13 protein-coding genes are annotated in these 14,816 nt (G+C 73.9%); 4 read left to right on the top strand and 9 right to left on the bottom strand.

What is annotated here, in order from left to right:
• The first annotated feature begins 129 nt into the window (after window positions 1-129).
• A complete protein-coding gene (locus MXD57_RS14365) occupies window positions 130-1,560 on the top strand; it encodes a PP2C family protein-serine/threonine phosphatase (protein ID WP_250401793.1) in 1,431 nt (476 codons plus the stop codon).
• 29 nt (window positions 1,561-1,589) lie between these two features.
• Here the strand turns inward: MXD57_RS14365 and MXD57_RS14360 are convergent, their stop codons facing one another.
• Window positions 1,590-3,083, bottom strand: a complete 1,494-nt coding sequence (locus tag MXD57_RS14360; protein ID WP_250401792.1) for a DNA-binding protein NsdB — start codon at window positions 3,081-3,083, stop codon at window positions 1,590-1,592.
• Window positions 3,084-3,349: 266 nt separating this feature from the next.
• On the opposite strand from MXD57_RS14360, the gene MXD57_RS14355 reads away from it, so the two are divergent.
• Window positions 3,350-4,495 carry an aminoglycoside phosphotransferase family protein gene (locus MXD57_RS14355; protein WP_250401791.1) on the top strand — a complete coding sequence of 382 codons (1,146 nt, stop codon included), beginning with the start codon at window positions 3,350-3,352 and terminating at the stop codon, window positions 4,493-4,495.
• Between the two features lie 302 nt (window positions 4,496-4,797).
• Entirely contained in the window at window positions 4,798-6,768 is a 1,971-nt protein-coding gene (locus tag MXD57_RS14350; protein WP_250401790.1) for an N-acetylmuramoyl-L-alanine amidase, read from the top strand.
• A gap of 174 nt (window positions 6,769-6,942) precedes the next feature.
• Here the strand turns inward: MXD57_RS14350 and MXD57_RS14345 are convergent, their stop codons facing one another.
• The 7 genes from MXD57_RS14345 to MXD57_RS14315 all read right to left on the bottom strand — a co-directional run bounded on the left by MXD57_RS14345 (window position 6,943) and on the right by MXD57_RS14315 (window position 13,621).
• Window positions 6,943-7,440: a hypothetical protein gene (locus MXD57_RS14345; RefSeq protein ID WP_250401789.1), complete on the bottom strand. Its 498-nt coding sequence runs from the start codon at window positions 7,438-7,440 to the stop codon at window positions 6,943-6,945.
• Between the two features lie 121 nt (window positions 7,441-7,561).
• Window positions 7,562-8,464, bottom strand: coding sequence for a universal stress protein (locus tag MXD57_RS14340; RefSeq protein ID WP_250401788.1), 903 nt, complete (start codon window positions 8,462-8,464; stop codon window positions 7,562-7,564).
• A gap of 148 nt (window positions 8,465-8,612) precedes the next feature.
• The gene (locus tag MXD57_RS14335; RefSeq protein WP_199209437.1) at window positions 8,613-8,855 is read right to left on the bottom strand and encodes a DUF397 domain-containing protein; all 243 of its coding nucleotides are present in this window, start codon (window positions 8,853-8,855) and stop codon (window positions 8,613-8,615) included.
• A 92-nt stretch (window positions 8,856-8,947) separates the two neighbouring features.
• Entirely contained in the window at window positions 8,948-9,802 is an 855-nt protein-coding gene (locus tag MXD57_RS14330) for an alpha/beta fold hydrolase (RefSeq protein ID WP_250401787.1), read from the bottom strand.
• A gap of 144 nt (window positions 9,803-9,946) precedes the next feature.
• Window positions 9,947-11,458 (bottom strand): acyl-CoA synthetase, encoded by a 1,512-nt coding sequence (locus MXD57_RS14325; protein ID WP_250401786.1) that lies wholly within the window; start codon window positions 11,456-11,458, stop codon window positions 9,947-9,949.
• A gap of 58 nt (window positions 11,459-11,516) precedes the next feature.
• The gene (locus MXD57_RS14320; protein ID WP_250401785.1) at window positions 11,517-13,076 is read right to left on the bottom strand and encodes a phytoene desaturase family protein; all 1,560 of its coding nucleotides are present in this window, start codon (window positions 13,074-13,076) and stop codon (window positions 11,517-11,519) included.
• A 173-nt stretch (window positions 13,077-13,249) separates the two neighbouring features.
• Window positions 13,250-13,621 carry a ferredoxin gene (locus MXD57_RS14315; RefSeq protein WP_250401784.1) on the bottom strand — a complete coding sequence of 124 codons (372 nt, stop codon included), beginning with the start codon at window positions 13,619-13,621 and terminating at the stop codon, window positions 13,250-13,252.
• 142 nt (window positions 13,622-13,763) lie between these two features.
• Between MXD57_RS14315 and MXD57_RS14310 the strand changes: the two genes are divergently transcribed.
• Entirely contained in the window at window positions 13,764-14,129 is a 366-nt protein-coding gene (locus tag MXD57_RS14310; protein ID WP_250401783.1) for a DUF6479 family protein, read from the top strand.
• 149 nt (window positions 14,130-14,278) lie between these two features.
• Here MXD57_RS14310 and MXD57_RS14305 read toward each other — a convergent pair whose 3' ends face one another.
• On the bottom strand, window positions 14,279-14,734 hold the full coding sequence (locus MXD57_RS14305; RefSeq protein WP_250401782.1) for an RpiB/LacA/LacB family sugar-phosphate isomerase: 456 nt from the start codon (window positions 14,732-14,734) through the stop codon (window positions 14,279-14,281).
• Window positions 14,735-14,816: the final 82 nt, after the last annotated feature.

Genomic DNA, 14,816 nt, shown 5'->3' with positions numbered 1-14,816 from the left:
GCATATGCCAGAAGCACCACCGTATCGTGTGTTGCCAAATCCCTTACAGGGCGTCGCGGGCTGTGCAACAGTCGTAGCGGTCCCTCCGCCCTTCCTGGCCGTACCGTCCCCTCCCCATCGGAGTGCGTCATGCCGTCCCCAGTCTCCGCGGACCGATCAGCCGCCCAGCCGCCAGGACGCGGCTCGGTCGAAGCGTTGATAACGCAGACGCGGCGGCTCAAGGGCGACGTGGTCGCCGTGCGGCGGGACACCCGGGACGACGGATCGGACCCGGAGGAGCGCTGGCAGCGGGCCCTCTACGACCTCGCACTGCATCAGCTGGACGACCTGGACGCGCACCTGGCGCAACTGCGGGACGGACCGGTGCCCGCCGAGGCGGTGCCGGCCAGGACGGAGGCCACCCGGCCGGCACCGGCCGGCACCGCACCGGGCTCCCTGCTGAGCCGGGTCGGCAGCGCCGAGTGGAACTTCCTGACGGACGAGGCGAGCTGGTCCGGGGAGCTGTACGCGATCCTGGGCCGCGACCCGGCCGCGCCCGCGCTCACCCTGGACGAACTGCCCTCCCTGGTCCTGGACGAGGACCGGCCGAAACTGACCGCGATGGTGACCGACTGCCTGGTGGACGCGCGGCCCATCGACGGCGAGTTCCGTGTGGTGAGGCCGGACGGGTCGGTACGGACCGTGCACATGATGGGCGAGCCCGTACTCGGCCCCGACGGCGACACCACCTCGATGTGGGCGGTGCTGCGGGACGTCAGCGAGCTGCGCCGGCGCCGGCGGACGGTGCGCGAGAGCCACGACTCGCTGCGGCACCAGCGCAGGCGGGCACAGAGCGAGCACCGGCTCGCGGCCGAGCTGCAGGAGGCCGTGCTGCCGCCCTGGCGGGGCTCGCTGCGACTCCCGCACCAGGGGCCGCGCACCCTCGACCTGGCCGCCCACCACCTGCCCGCCACCGCCGGCACGCTGATCGGCGGCGACTGGTACGACGCGCTGGAGCTGGCCGACGGCACCACCCTGCTCAGCGTCGGCGACCTCACCGGTCACGGCGTCGCGGTCACGTCCGGCATGGCGATGCTGCTCGGCGCGGTGCGCGGCATGGCCATGGCCGGCACCCGTCCCGGTGAACTGCTGTCCATGCTCAATCAGTTACTGGACGCCACCGTGCAACCCGCCCTCGGCAGCGCCGTCTGCTGCCGCTACCGGCCCGAGGACCGCACCCTGATGTGGGCGCAGGCCGGACACCCCGCCCCGCTGCTGTACCGCGACGGGACGGGGCGTCCGCTCAACGCGCCGGACGGCGTCCTGCTCGGCGCCACCACGGGTGCCACCTACCGGCAGGCCGAAGTCACCCTGGAACCCGGCGACCTCGTACTGCTGCACACCGACGGACTCGTACCGGGCCACAGCTCCACGAGCGCCATGGACCGTCTGCTCGGCCTCGCCCCCCGCTTCGGCGCGGTATGCGCCGCGCAGGACTGCGTGCGCACGGTCGTCGAGGAGTTCGGCGGAGCCGAGCGCGAGGACGACGCCTGTGTCCTCGTCGCCAGGGTGACCGGTTGACCCGCTGACCTGGCACGACACACCTCCCCCTATGCGGGTGCGCTGCCGTCGCTCCGGCCCCTCGGCTTCGGCAGGGCGAGCCTGATCTCCTCGCGCAGCTCGTGGATCCTCGGATAGCCGGCGTACTCGGCGGTGAGCCGGTACATCTCGCGCAGCCGGTCCCAGGTGCGCCGGGAGGAGTTCGATCCCATCGACATCAGGGCCAGCCGGGCGTAGCGGTCGGCCTGCTCGGGGTCGTCGGCGATGAAGCAGGCCGAGGCCATGGAGAGGTGGTCGAAGATCTTCGACCGCTCCCTGCCGTCCACCCTCAGGGCCAGGGCCTTCTCCGCGTAGTGCTGCGCGTGCGCGGCCGCGTCCGGGTCGAACTCGGCGAGCGTGCGGTAGGCGAGGGCCTGCATCCCGTACAGGTCCTCGTCCTTGAAGGTCTGCATCCAGCCCGGCGGCTCCACGTCCTGGCGGTCGGAGACGAACAGGTCCTCCGCCTGGCCGAGGGTGCGGCGCATCGCCTGGCCCTTGCCCATCGACGCCTGCGCCCAGGCCTCGATGGTGTGGAACATCGCCTTCGTACGCGGCTGGAGCCGCTCCCCCGACCCGGACCGGGCGAGCCTCATCAGGTCCAGCGCGTCGTCGGGCCGGCCGAGGTGCACCATCTGGCGGGCCGCCCGGGACAGCGCCTCCCCGGCGCGGGGCCGGTCACCGCCCTCACGGGCGGCGTGCGCGGCGATGACGAAGTACTTCTGGGCCGTGGGCTCCAGGCCGACGTCGTGCGACATCCAGCCCGCCAGGACGGCGAGGTTGGCGGCGACGCCCCACAGGCGCCGCTGCAGATGGGGTGGGTGGTGGTAGGCGAGCATGCCGCCCACCTCGTTGAGCTGGCCCACGACCGCCTTGCGCTGGAGCCCGCCGCCGCGGGCCGCGTCCCAGGCCCGGAACACCTCCACGGAGCGCTCCAGTTCCTCGATCTCCTGCGACCCGATGGGGGCGGCCTCGTAGCGGTCGTACCCGGCGGGGACGGCGTGCAGGGGGTCGTCGACGACAGGGGCGTCGGCCTTCAGGGCAGGGTCGGTGTGCAGCCAGTCGTGCATGGCGCTGCTGAGTGTGGATCCCGCGGCGAGCGCGGCACCCGCGCCCACCAAGCCGCGTCGGTTGAGCATGAGGTCCATTCCCGTGAATTCGGTGAGGACCGCGGCGGTACGCTCGGGCGCCCACGGCACGCCGTCGGGATGTTCCTCGATCCCGTCGCCCTGCCGTCTTCCCGCACGCCCGTGCCGTACCAGACCGAGGTCCTCGATGGTCACGACACGGCCGAGACGCTCGGTGAACAGGGCCGCCAGCACCCGCGGCACGGGATCGCGCGGGATCTCTCCCGTGTCGATCCAACGCCGCACCCGGGAGGTGTCGGTCGAAAGCTGGGGGTGGCCCATGGCCGCCGCCTGCTTGTTGACCAGCCTCGCGAGTTCGCCCTTCGACCAGCCGGCCAGGCCGAACAGGTCCGCAAGGCGGGTGTTGGGTTGTCCGCTCACGTCAAGCCCCCAGGTTCTCGGCTGACTTGACAGTAGACCCGTGAGGGTTGCCGGGCGACTATTCGCCAGGGTTCGCCAGGGTGCGCCAGATGGTGTGCCACTGGGCATCGGGTGTCGAGTAGGAACGAGCCACCCCGCCCCGGTCGTCACCATCCAGAGCGGGCCCACTCCCCAGGGTGTGCCCGGGCGGCCGGGCCGGGTGGACGCACGCACAGCGTGGCAGTACAGGCAGGCACCGCAGGCACACGAAGGGATCTGTATCTCCCATGTACGCAGCATCATCCTCCGTGTCCGCTCCGCCCCGGCCGCTGCGTCCCCGCCCGGCGGGCGGCGGACCCTACCTCGACCCGGCGGCCCGGCCGGTGGCCCCCGTGCTGGGCGCGGGCCGGGCGCGGCGCGTTCCCGGGCAGCCCGGTTCCCAGCCGCTGAGCGGCCGACTCGACCTGTCCGGTCCGCAGGGCACGCAACTGCGCACCGCGCTCGCCTCGGTGCACCGGATCTGCCCGGAGTTCGCCCCGGTGCAGGTGCTGCGCCGCAGCGGACGCTCGGTGCTCCTGGTCGGGACGACGGGACGCAGCATGGCCGTGGCCAAGTGCCTGCTGGACCAGTCGCCGGCCTGGGCGGAGCGGTTCCGCCACGAAATAGCCGCATACCGCTCGTTCGTCCGGCACCGCCCGCCGGTGCGGGTGCCGAGGCTGATCGCGGCGGACCCGGACAACTGCACCCTGGTGATCGAGCGCATGCCGGGCCGGGTGGCCGCGCTCCAGCGGCATCCGGTGGAGGCCCCGCCCCGGCCGGACATCCGGGCCGCGCTCGGTGCGATCTGCCGGCTGAACGCCTGGCGTCCCCCGGCGGGCACCTTCGACGCCCCGCTGGACTACGCCGCACGCATCTCCCGCTACCACGAGCTCGGCCTGCTGACCGACCGGGATCTGGGTGATCTGCAGAAGCTGCTGCACGGCATCGCGCACGCGGCGGGCCGCCAGGGGATGGGCCAGTTCTGCCACGGCGACGCGTTACTCTCGAACATCCTTCTCTCACCGGCCGGTCCAGTGCTGGTGGACTGGGAGCACGCGGGCTGGTACCTGCCGGGGTACGACCTGGCCACACTGTGGCTGGTCCTCGGGGACGCGCCGGTGGCACGGCGCCAGATCAGCCAGATCGCGCAGTCGGCGGGGCCCGCGTCCCGGGACGCGTTCCTGGTGAACCTGATGCTCCTGCTGACCCGTGAGATCCGCACCTACGAGACGGCCGTGCAGCGTTCGTTGCACGAGGCGGTTCCGCCGGTACCGGGCTCGGCCCTCACGGGCACCGCGCCGACCGGTGAGGAACAGCGGCTGCTGCTCAGGCGGCTGCACGACGACTGCCAACTGGCCCGCCGGGCGGTGCGCGCGGCGGTCGGCACTCGCTGACGCAGGACGAAGGTCCGCGGTGCGCCCGAGAACGGCGGCGCACCGCGGACCTTCGCGTGCGGGGACCCGTGCGGCACCTCCCCACGGGAAGGGCTCCGAGGCCCGCCGCACACTCCCACTGGTGTACGCCACTGACGCCCCGCAGGCCCGTGCACCACCGCTGCGAAACTCGCCGAACCCCTCCGTGACATGGGAAATCATGGCGTCGAAGGCATTATTGACGGATCGTCGGCAAGCCGGTACCACTGACCAGGCTCGGCCCCGCACGCCCCGCCACGACCCGCTCGTCACAGGAGTCCGCATTGCGAGGATCCGCCACCGACCCCACGTCCACACCCGGCCGGAGACATCTGCGGCGCACCGCCGTCACCCTGGCCACCGCGGGCCTGCTGCTGCCGTTGCTCGGCGCGGGCCCGGCCCGCAGCGTCCCCGAGTCCCCCGCCGGCGGGCTGCGGGGCGCGTTCGCCACCGCGGCCGCCGAGTACCACGTGCCGCAGAGCGTCCTGCTGGCCGTCTCCTACCTCCAGTCCCGCTGGGACACGCACGCCGGGGCGCCCAGTGTGACCGGCGGCTACGGCCCCATGCACCTCACCGACGCGCGCACCGCGCTCGCCACCGCCGAGCACTTCGCCGAGGGCACCGAGGACGCCCGCGGCGACGGCGCGCGCCCCGCCCTGCACCCCGACGTCCGGGTCCCCGCGGGCTCCGCGCTGCCGGCCCGTCTGCGGACGCTGTCCCGGGCCGCGGAGCTGACCGGCCTGCCGGCGGCCGAGCTGCGCACCGACCCGGCGGCGAACATCGCCGGCGGGGCCGCGCTGCTCGCCGCGGAGCAGAAGGAGCTGGGCGAGCCGCTCGGCGCCGGTCCGGCCGGCTGGTACGGCGCGGTGGCCCGCTTCTCCGGCGCCGACGACACGGCGACCGCGGCGGCGTACGCGAACGACGTCTACGACGTGCTGCGCACGGGCGAGGAGCGCGTCACGGACCAGGGCCTGCGGATGGCGCTCGCCGCCCAGCCCCGGCTGAGGCCGCGGACCGAGCAGTTGGAGCGGGCCGGGCTGCGCACGGCGCCGGCGGACGACGTGGAGTGCCCGAGGTCGGTGTCCTGCGAGTCGGTCCCGGCGCCGTACGAGGAGTTCGGCGACAACGACTACGGCAACCACGACCTGGGCGACCGTCCGCAGTCGCAGCGCGTGAAGTACATCGTCATCCATGACACCGAGGGCTCCTGGGACGGGGTCATGAAGCTGATCCAGGATCCCACCTACGTGTCCTGGAACTACACCATCCGCTCCACCGACGGTCTGATCGCCCAGCACGTGAAGGCGAAGGACGTGGCCTGGCACGCCGGCAACTGGGACATCAACGCCCGGTCCGTCGGCATCGAGCACGAGGGCTTCCTGGCCTCGCCGGACGCCTGGTACACGGAGGCGATGTACCGCTCATCGGCGCGGCTGGTGAAGTACCTGTCCCGCAGCTACGGCATCCCGCTGGACCGGCAGCACATCCTGGGGCACGACAACGTGCCCGGTCCGACGGCGGCCACGGTCCCCGGCATGCACACCGACCCGGGCCCGTACTGGGACTGGCGGCACTACTTCCAGCTCCTCGGCCACCCGTTCGAGCGCACCGGCGGCAAGCACTCCTCGCTGGTGACGATCCTGCCGGACTACGCGGCCAACCAGCCGGTGTACACGGGCTGCACCACCAAGGGCGAGCCCTGCGCGGCGCACGGCTCCGGCGAGGTGCGGCTGTACTCCGACCACGACGAGAGCGCCCCGCTGATCCAGGACATCGGTCTCGGCACGGCGCCGACCGACGGGGTCAACGACCTGTCCTCCCGGGTCTCGACCGGTCAGCGGTTCGCCGTCGCCGACCGCTGGGGCGACTGGACGGCGATCTGGTACCTCGGGCAGAAGGCCTGGTTCCTCGACCCGCGCACGCAGCCCGCGGCGGTGCGCGCCGCGGGTCTGGTCGTCACCCCGAAGGACGGCGCGGCGAGCATCCCGGTGTACGGCAGGGCGTACCCGGAGAAGGAGGCCTATCCGGCGGGCGTGCCCGCGCAGTCGGTGGTGCCGCTGAAGTACACGATCCCGGCCGGGCAGCGGTACGCGGTCGGTGACCTGGTGCCCGGCCAGTACTACTACGCGGTCACCTTCACCCCCGACTCGCACCGGGTCGTGACCGGCAAGGACCTGTACTACGAGATCCAGTACGGCCACCGGGTGGCGTTCGTGCGCGCGGCGGACGTCACCGTGGCGGGCGCGGCCCGCTAGTGCTGTGACCGGAAAGGTCTGCCGGAAGGCTCGCGGCGTCCGGTGCGGCGCATCGCAAGGCGGAGCATCGTCCGCGTACCGGACGTACTCGGGTGATGCGACAACGCGGCGAGGTGCCGTGCCGGACGCCGCGAGCCGGTGAACCCTTCCGGTCACAGCACCAGGGAGCTGCCGTCAGCCCTGCTGGAACAGCTCCGCCGGGAGCGGCTTCAGCAGGGCGTACAGGTCGTCGGTGATGGGGCGGTCCCAGGCGGCGATGGTCACCAGGACGCCGTCGCTGCGGTCGAACTGCACGCAGGAGATCCGGCCCTCGGAGAGCTTCAGGCGTCGCACGATCAGCAGGTTGTCGCCCTGGAGGACGGGGGTGTCCTCGGTGCCGACGACGGTGACCTCCTCGTCGTTCTCCAGCGCCAGGAGCAGCTGGGCCACCTCGAAGGGGATCTCGCCGTCGGCGATCTCGCGGGCCGGGGAGCCCTCGGGGAGATTGCCGATGATCATGGCGGGGCCGCGGCCGCCGAAGAGGTCGTAGCGCAGGAAGACGCCCTGGCAGGACCCGTCGGGGGCGGGCAGCAGACCCGCGCCGAGGTTGCCCGGCCAGTCGCCCGGGTCCATGGCCAGCACGTCGAATTCGGGCCCGGCGGGAGTGGCGCTGCGGCGGCGGAGGAACGACATGCCGCAATGGTACGTGTCCGCCCGCGTCCGCCGCCGTGCGGGCGCCCGCACGGCGGCGGGCGGATTCCCCCGCCCGGCCCGGTTCCTCCGTCCCGGGCGGCGGTCACCGGGAGCGGGCGCGTCACTCCGCCGGTGGGGCCGGCGGGACGACGGCGATCGGGCACGCCGCGTGCAGCAGCACCGCCTGGGTGACGGAGCCCATCATGCGGGCGGGCGCGAGCAGGCGCCGCCGGTGGCGGCCGATGACGACCAGGGCGGCCCGCGCGGACGCGGCGACGAGATGGCCGGCGGCGTCGCCGGGCAGCACCTGCACCTCGGTGCCGACGCCGGGGTGCCGCTCGCGGTGCGGGGCGAGGAAGCCCTCGACGAGGGAGCGGGTCTCGTGCTCGACGGCGTCCTGGTCGACCGGGGGCGGCACCGTCTGAGCCGGCGCCGGCCAGGTCTGCGCCGGCCACGGATAGGCGGCGATCACCTGGACGCGGGCGTGGCGCAGGGCGGCCTCGGTGAAGGCGAACTCCAGTCCGGCTCCGTCGGGGCTGTCGGCGTGCAGGCCGACGACCACCCGGGGGCCGGGTGCGGCGGGAGCGCCCTCGTGGACCTCGCGGCCGGGGCGGGGAACGATGACCACCGGGCAGTCGGCGTCACGCGCGGCGGCGAGCGAGTTGGAGCCGAGCAGCAGGCTGGCGAAGCCGCCCCGGCCCCGGGAGCCCAGCACCAACAGCTCGGCGTCGGCGCCGAGTTCGGGCAGTACGGCGCCGGGTACGCCCTCCACGGCGACGTACTCGGCGGTGGGGGCGTCCGCGCGGTCCCGCAGCAGGGCGCGCACCTCGTCGAGCACCGGGTCGCCCGCCGCGTCGGGTGGCCCGGCGACCAGGACGTCCGCCTGTCCCCAGGCGGCGTACTGGCGGACGTGCACCGCCCGCAGCGGTGCGGCGCGGCGCCGGGCGGCGTCCACGGCCCACTCCAGGGCGCGCCCGCTGTCGTCGGAGCCGTCGACCGCGGCGATGACCGGCGCAGTACTCATCCTTGCCCACCTCCGGAACACGACCTTCCCCTTGCTCGGGCCAAGCCTCGCGCAGGCTGTGGTCCCGGCAGGGCGCTGTGGGTCGCGTGTCCGCAATTCCGCGGGGAACACCCCCACGGACCGTCGGGTGACGGGCGTATGCGGCAGGTCAGGTCAGGTCGAACTCGCCCTCGCGCGCGCCGGAGACGAAGGCGCCCCACTCCGCCGGGGTGAAGATCAGGGAGGGGCTCTCCGGGCGGCCGCTGTTGCGCATCGCGATGAATCCCTCGACGAAGGCGATCTGCACATCGCCCAGTCCTCGGCTGCTGGACTGCCACTCGGCCCCGCTGAGGTCCAGCTCCGGCTTGTCCCAGCCCACGAGCGGCTGCTGCTGGGTGATGGTCTCGGCCACGTCCGTACTCCTCCCGGTTCGTCGTCCGCGAGCCAGCCTAGCGACCGGTTCCCACGGCGGACAGGCCACGTGAGGAGGACTTTCGTCCCGTCTCACCGGGACGGGTCGGCGTCCTCCCCGAGGAAGGCGAGGACGCGGCGGGCGAAGTGCGCGGGGTCGTCCAGCCAGGGGTAGTGGCCGGCGCCGGGCTGGACGCTCACCTCGGCGCCGGAAAGGGCCTCGGCGACACGGCGGGCCAGGGCCGGGCATGGTCCGCCGTCGTACTCGCCCGCGTGGATCAGGACCGGCGCGGTGAGGGCGGCGAGCGCGGCGCGGGTGACGTCCGGGGTGAAGGCTCCCTCGGCAAAGTAGTGCCCGGCCGCCTCCTCGTTGGTCTGGGCCTCCTCGTGCTCCGCGTGCGCCCGGGCCGTGTCGTCCCAGCGGCCGTAGAAGAAGGGCAGGAACACCTCGTCGAAGTCGCTGTCGCCCGCGAGCCACGCCCGGTAGGCGGGGAAGGCCCGGCCGAACCACGGCTCGTCCGCCCGCAGCCGGGCGGCGGCGAGCCGCTCCCCGGGTGTGGCCCGCATGCCGAGGGCCGAGGGGTTGGGGGTGACCAGCACCAGCCGCCGGATCCGGTGGGGGTGGCGGGCGGCGTACAGCAGCGCGAGACTTCCGGCCGCCGAGTGGGCGAGCAGGTCGATCCGTTCCAGGCCCAGGTGGTCCCGCCACCGCTCCACGTCGTCGACCATGCGGTCGCAGCGGTAGCTCGCCGGGTCGGGCGGCGTCCCGGACTCGCCCGTGCCCCGCAGGTCGAGCAGGGCCAGCCGCCGGTGCGCGGTGAGGCCGCCCAGGTCGCCGAGGTAGCCGGAGGCCCGCATCGGCCCGCCGGGCAGGACGGCCAGAGGCGCTCCCTCGCCCCTGAGGTGGTAGGCGAGCGCGGTTCCGTCCGTGGCGGCGAAGGTCGGCATGCGGTGATCATTCACGTCCGCGCCGCGCCCCCGCAACACCTTTGCCCGGGCGGGAGCCCGCACCACGGCGCACGGCCCCGGCCGCGCCGGGGACGCCGGGACCCGGAGACGGCCGCCGATCACCCGTGCGGGCGACGCTGCGGCTCAACGGTCCCGGGAGCCGCCCGCGAACCGCTCGCGCAGTTCGCGCTTGAGGATCTTGCCGCTGGCGTTGCGGGGCAGCTCGGGCACGAAGAACACCCGTTTGGGGGCCTTGAAGGGGGCGAGCTTCTCCTTCACGTGGGCGAGGAGTTGGTCCTCCGTCACGTCACCGCGCGGCACGACGACCGCGGTGACGGCCTCGATCCACCGGTCGTCGGGCAGGCCGACGACGGCGGCCTCGGCGACGGCCTCGTGGGTGTAGAGCGCGTCCTCCACCTGGCGGGAGGCGACCAGCACACCACCGGAGTTGATGACGTCCTTCACCCGGTCGACGATCGTGTAGTAGCCGTCCGCGTCGCGCACCGCCAGGTCGCCGGAGCGGAACCAGCCGTCCCGGAACGCCTCGGCGGTCTCCTCGGGGCTGTCCCAGTAGCCCTCGCACAACTGCGGTGAGCGGTAGACGATCTCACCGGGTGTGCCGTCCGGCACGTCCCGGCCCCGTTCGTCCACCACGCGCGCGTCCACGAACAGCACCGGCCGGCCGCAGGACTCCGGCCGGGCGTCGTGCTCGCCGGGGGAGAGCACGGTGGCGAGCGGGCCGATCTCGCTCTGTCCGAAGCAGTTGTAGACGGCGAGCTTCGGCAGGCGTTCGCGCAGCCGCCGGAGCACCGGAACGGGCATGACCGACGCGCCGTAGTAGGCCTTGCGCAGTCCGTCCAGGTCACGGGTGGCGAAGTCGGGCCGGCCGGCCAGAGCGATCCACACGGTGGGCGGCGCGAACAGGCTGTCCACGCGCCCCTGTTCGATCAGGTCGAAGAGCCGGTCCCCGTCCGGCGCGTCCAGCAGCACACTGGTGGCACCGACCGCGAGGTAGGGCAGCAGGAACACGTGCATCTGCGCGGAGTGGTAGAGCGGCAGCGCGTGGGCGGGCCGGTCGCCCGCACTCAGGTCGAGGGCGGTGATCGCGCTCAGGTACTCGTGGACCAGCGCGCGGTGCGTCATCATCGCGCCCTTGGGCGACGCGGTGGTGCCGGAGGTGTAGAGCAGTTGCACCAGGTCCTCGGCACGCGGCTCGGGCCCGTCGTACGGCGGCGCGTCCGCCAGCCGGGCGAGCAGGGAGCCGTCGGTGTGCCGCAGGGGCAGCACCCGGGTGCCGTCCGGGAGCCGGCCGGCGAGGTCCGGGTCGGCGAGCACCAGGGCGCTGCCCGACTGGCCGACGATGTACGCCAGGTCGTCGCCGGTCAGGTTCTGGTTGACCGGCACGTGGACCAGTCCGGCGCGGGCGCAGGCCAGGAAGGCGATCAGATAGGCGTCGGAGTTGTGCCCGTAGGCGGCGACCCGGTCGCCCGCGGCGAGGCCGTGCGCGCGGAGCAGCCCCGCCGCGCGGGTGACGGCGTCGTCCAGTGCCTCGTAGGTCCAGGCGCGCCCGTCGTACTCCAGTGCGATGCGTGCCGGGGTGCGCCGGGCGCTGCGCCGCAGCACCCCGTCCACCGTGCTGCCGTGTCCCTGCGTCATGACAGCCGATCCTCGGCCCGCCGGACGGGCTGGTCAAGAACCCGTGGCCGCTCGTGCGCTACGACGCCAGCACCGCCATCGCCGCGTTGTGCCCCGGCACCCCGCTCACCCCTCCCCCGCGCACCGCGCCCGCGCCGCACAGCAGCACGCCCGGATGCCCGGTCTCCACGCCCCAGCGTCCGGTGCCCTCCTGGGCGTACGGCCAGGACAGTGCGCGGTGGAAGATGTTGCCGCCGGGCAGGCGCAGGTCCCGTTCCAGGTCGAGCGGGGTCTTGGCCTCGATGCAGGGGCGGCCGTCGGCGTCGGTGGCGAGGCAGTCGGCGAGGGGTTCGGCGAGATGGGCGTCGAGCTGCGCCAGGGTGGACTTCAGCAGTTCGTCGCGGACGGCGTCGTTGTCCCCGGCGAACAGCCGGGCGGGGGTGTGCAGTCCGAAGAGGGTGAGGGTCTGGTGGCCGCGTCGGGCGAGGTCGGGGCCGAGGATGCCGGGGTCGGTCAGCGAGTGGCAGTAGATCTCCGAGGGCGGCGCGGCGGGGAGTTGCCCGGCCGCCGCCTGGGCGTGGGCGGTGGCCAGTTGCCGGTAGCCCTCGGCGATGTGGAAGGTCCCGGCGAAGGCCTCACGGGGGTCGACCGAGTCGTCGCGGAGCCTGGGCAGCCGGGTGAGCAGCATGTTGACCTTGAGCTGGGCGCCCTCGGCCGGCTCCGGCGACGGCTCCCCCATGAGGGCGGCCAGCTCCTGCGGCGAGGCGTTGACCAGGACGTGCCGGGCGGCGGCCACTCCCTCGCCGTCGGCCGTGCGGTAGGTGATCTCGGCGGTCCCCCCGTCGGTGTCGACGCGGACCGCCTCGTGCCCGGTGGCGATCACCGCGCCGGCGGCGCGTGCCGCGACGGCCAGCTCGTCGGTCAGGGCGCCCATGCCGCCGACGGGTACGTCCCAGGCACCGGTGCCGCCGCCGATGACGTGGTAGAGGAAGCAGCGGTTCTGGGCGAGGGAGGGGTCGTGGGCGTCGGCGAAGGTGCCGATGAGCGCGTCGGTGAGGACCACACCCCGTACCAGGTCGTCGGAGAAGTGGTCCTCGACGGCGACGCCGATCGGCTCCTCGAACAGCGCCCGCCAGGCGGTCTCGTCGTCGACGCGCCGGCGCAGCTCGTCCCGGCCGGGCAGCGGCTCGGTGAGCGTGGGGAAGACCCGCTCGGCCACCCGGCTCGTCATGCCGTAGAAACGCTGCCAGGCCGCGTACTCCCGCTCGCCGCCGGTCAGCCGGGCGAACGCCTCCCGGGTGCGCCGTTCCCCGCCGCCGACGAGCAGCCCGGTGGCCCGTCCGCCGCGTTCGGTGGGCGTGTACGAGGAGATGGTGCGCCCGCGGACCCGGAACCGGAGCCCGAGGTCGCGCACGATCTTCCGGGGCAGCAGGCTGACCAGGTACGAGTAGCGGGACAGCCGGGCGTCCACCCCGGCGAACGGGCGGGTGGAGACGGCGGCCCCACCGGTGTGGTCGAGCCGCTCCAGCACCAGCACGGACCGCCCGGCCCGCGCCAGGTAGGCGGCCGCGACCAGTCCGTTGTGACCACCACCGACGATGACGGCGTCGTAGGTCCGGGTTCCCTCGTTGGCAGGCATGGTCCTTCGTAGCACGTGATGATCAAGGCGGGCCAGAGGCGTGCGCGGGTGGCGTGTGCCAGTGCGCGGACGCGATGCCGCCGCACGCCGGCCGCCGCCGGGGGGCGAGGGTGTGCGGGTGCGACGGACGCTCCGGAGGGCGGGGGCGGGGCGCCGACCGGCCCGGCCCGGGCTCAGCCGAGTGCCGCCATGAAGTCGGCGCACGCCGAGGCGCACGCGCGGCAGTCCGCGGCGGCGGACCCGGCACCGGGCTGCCCGTCGAAGGCTCGGGCGCACTCGACGCAGACCGATCGGCACCACTCGAGCTGCGCCCTGATCCCGTCCTCGTCCCGGCCGTTCTGCTCGCAGAGGGTGCGGCATGTCGCGTCGCACACCTCGGCGCACATGATCCCCAGCCGGCGTACGCGTTCATGCGGCTCCTTGCCGTCCGGGTCCAGGAGACTCGCGTGCACCGCACAGGCCCTGGCGCACTCCGCGCACGCCTGGGCGCAGGTGAAGCGGTCCTCGAGGAACCGGTAGAGCTGCCGCTGCGCAGGCGATGTCACACCCGGCGGGTAGCCGGGCCGAGGCGGGGCAAACCCGTCGCGGCGCAGGCGGACGCCTCGACCGGAGAGAAATCGCCGACCGTGACGGCCGGCGACGCAAGGTGTCCGGTTCACCCCGTTATGTGCGGGGTATTCCTGAGCTATGAGTACCGCACAGATGCAGCTGGCCGCGGCAAGCGGCCTGATGGGCCTCGTCCTCTTCGTCGTGGCCGCGGCCGTGCTGGCGCTGCTCGCCGGCGGCTTCTGGCTGAACTCCCGGGAGAAGTACCGCGAGCCGCCCCGGCCGCGGCCCGAGGAGCAGCCGCACCTGCCCCCGGAGGGCGCGGTGCACGAGATCCGGGAGAACCGGGAGTCCCAAGAAGTTCCCGTGACCCCCAAGGGCGGCCGCCCGCTCACACCGTACGAGCTGACCAACATCGACTCCAGACCCAGCGAATCGAAGGACCGCCCACGGTGGAGCAAGGGCTCGAGCGGCTCGTTCGGCGGCGGCGGGCTGGGCGCCCACTGACACCGGACCGTGAGGCCGGGTGCGACCGGGTCCCGACGGGAGCCGCGCGCACCCGGCCCGCGCCGGGCCGGGCATGCCGACAGGCCCTGCCGCCGTCCGTTCGCGCCCGCCTCTCGGTCGCACGACGGGACTTCGAGGACAGGACCGGCTCAGGCGTCCTTCCTGGCGGCGTCGAGACGGTCGACGCGGGCCACGTTGCACCGGTCCTCGGGATCCTCACTGGGCTCGGCCGCGAACCACGCGTCGAGGATCTCCCGCAGCACCGGCTCCGAGGTGAGCCGCAGTCCCAGCGCCAGGACGTTGGCGTCGTTCCAGCGCCGCGCCCCCTGCGCCGTCCCGGCGTCCGTGCACAGGGCCGCACGCACGCCCGGCACCTTGTTCGCCGCGATGGAGGCGCCGGTGCCCGTCCAGCAGCACACCACCGCCTGATCGGCCGCACCGTCGGCGACGTCCCGGGCGGCGGCCTCGGAGCAGACCGCCCACCGGGGATCCGCGCCGGGGCGCAGCGCGCCGTGCTCGCGCACCTCGTGGCCGCGCCGGCGCAGCTCGTCGACGAGAGACCGGGCCACGGGTTCGTCCATGTCGGAGGAGACGGAGATCCGCATGCTCCGGAGCCTAACGCCCTGCGTGCCGGGTCCCGGCACGGCGGACCCGGTCCGGGCGGGACGCACGGCTGACGACTGACGG

Origin of the sequence: Streptomyces cellostaticus (assembly GCF_023630175.1) — a bacterium.
Taxonomy (GTDB): Bacteria; Actinomycetota; Actinomycetes; order Streptomycetales; family Streptomycetaceae; genus Streptomyces; species Streptomyces cellostaticus_A.
Note: the sequence above shows the minus strand (reverse complement) of the source record. Positions and strands in the feature narration are given on the sequence as shown.

Excerpts from the sequence above, each read along its gene's own strand:
- MXD57_RS14365 (WP_250401793.1), top strand. The coding sequence starts at position 130 with ATGCCGTCCCCAGTCTCCGCGGACCGATCAGCCGCCCAGCCGCCAGGA.
- MXD57_RS14330 (WP_250401787.1), bottom strand. The coding sequence starts at position 9,802 with ATGCCGACCTTCGCCGCCACGGACGGAACCGCGCTCGCCTACCACCTC.
- MXD57_RS14305 (WP_250401782.1), bottom strand. The coding sequence starts at position 14,734 with ATGCGGATCTCCGTCTCCTCCGACATGGACGAACCCGTGGCCCGGTCT.
- MXD57_RS14345 (WP_250401789.1), bottom strand. The coding sequence starts at position 7,440 with ATGTCGTTCCTCCGCCGCCGCAGCGCCACTCCCGCCGGGCCCGAATTC.
- MXD57_RS14310 (WP_250401783.1), top strand. The coding sequence starts at position 13,764 with ATGAGTACCGCACAGATGCAGCTGGCCGCGGCAAGCGGCCTGATGGGC.
- MXD57_RS14340 (WP_250401788.1), bottom strand. The coding sequence starts at position 8,464 with ATGAGTACTGCGCCGGTCATCGCCGCGGTCGACGGCTCCGACGACAGC.
- MXD57_RS14320 (WP_250401785.1), bottom strand. The coding sequence starts at position 13,076 with ATGCCTGCCAACGAGGGAACCCGGACCTACGACGCCGTCATCGTCGGT.
- MXD57_RS14325 (WP_250401786.1), bottom strand. The coding sequence starts at position 11,458 with ATGACGCAGGGACACGGCAGCACGGTGGACGGGGTGCTGCGGCGCAGC.
- MXD57_RS14355 (WP_250401791.1), top strand. The coding sequence starts at position 3,350 with ATGTACGCAGCATCATCCTCCGTGTCCGCTCCGCCCCGGCCGCTGCGT.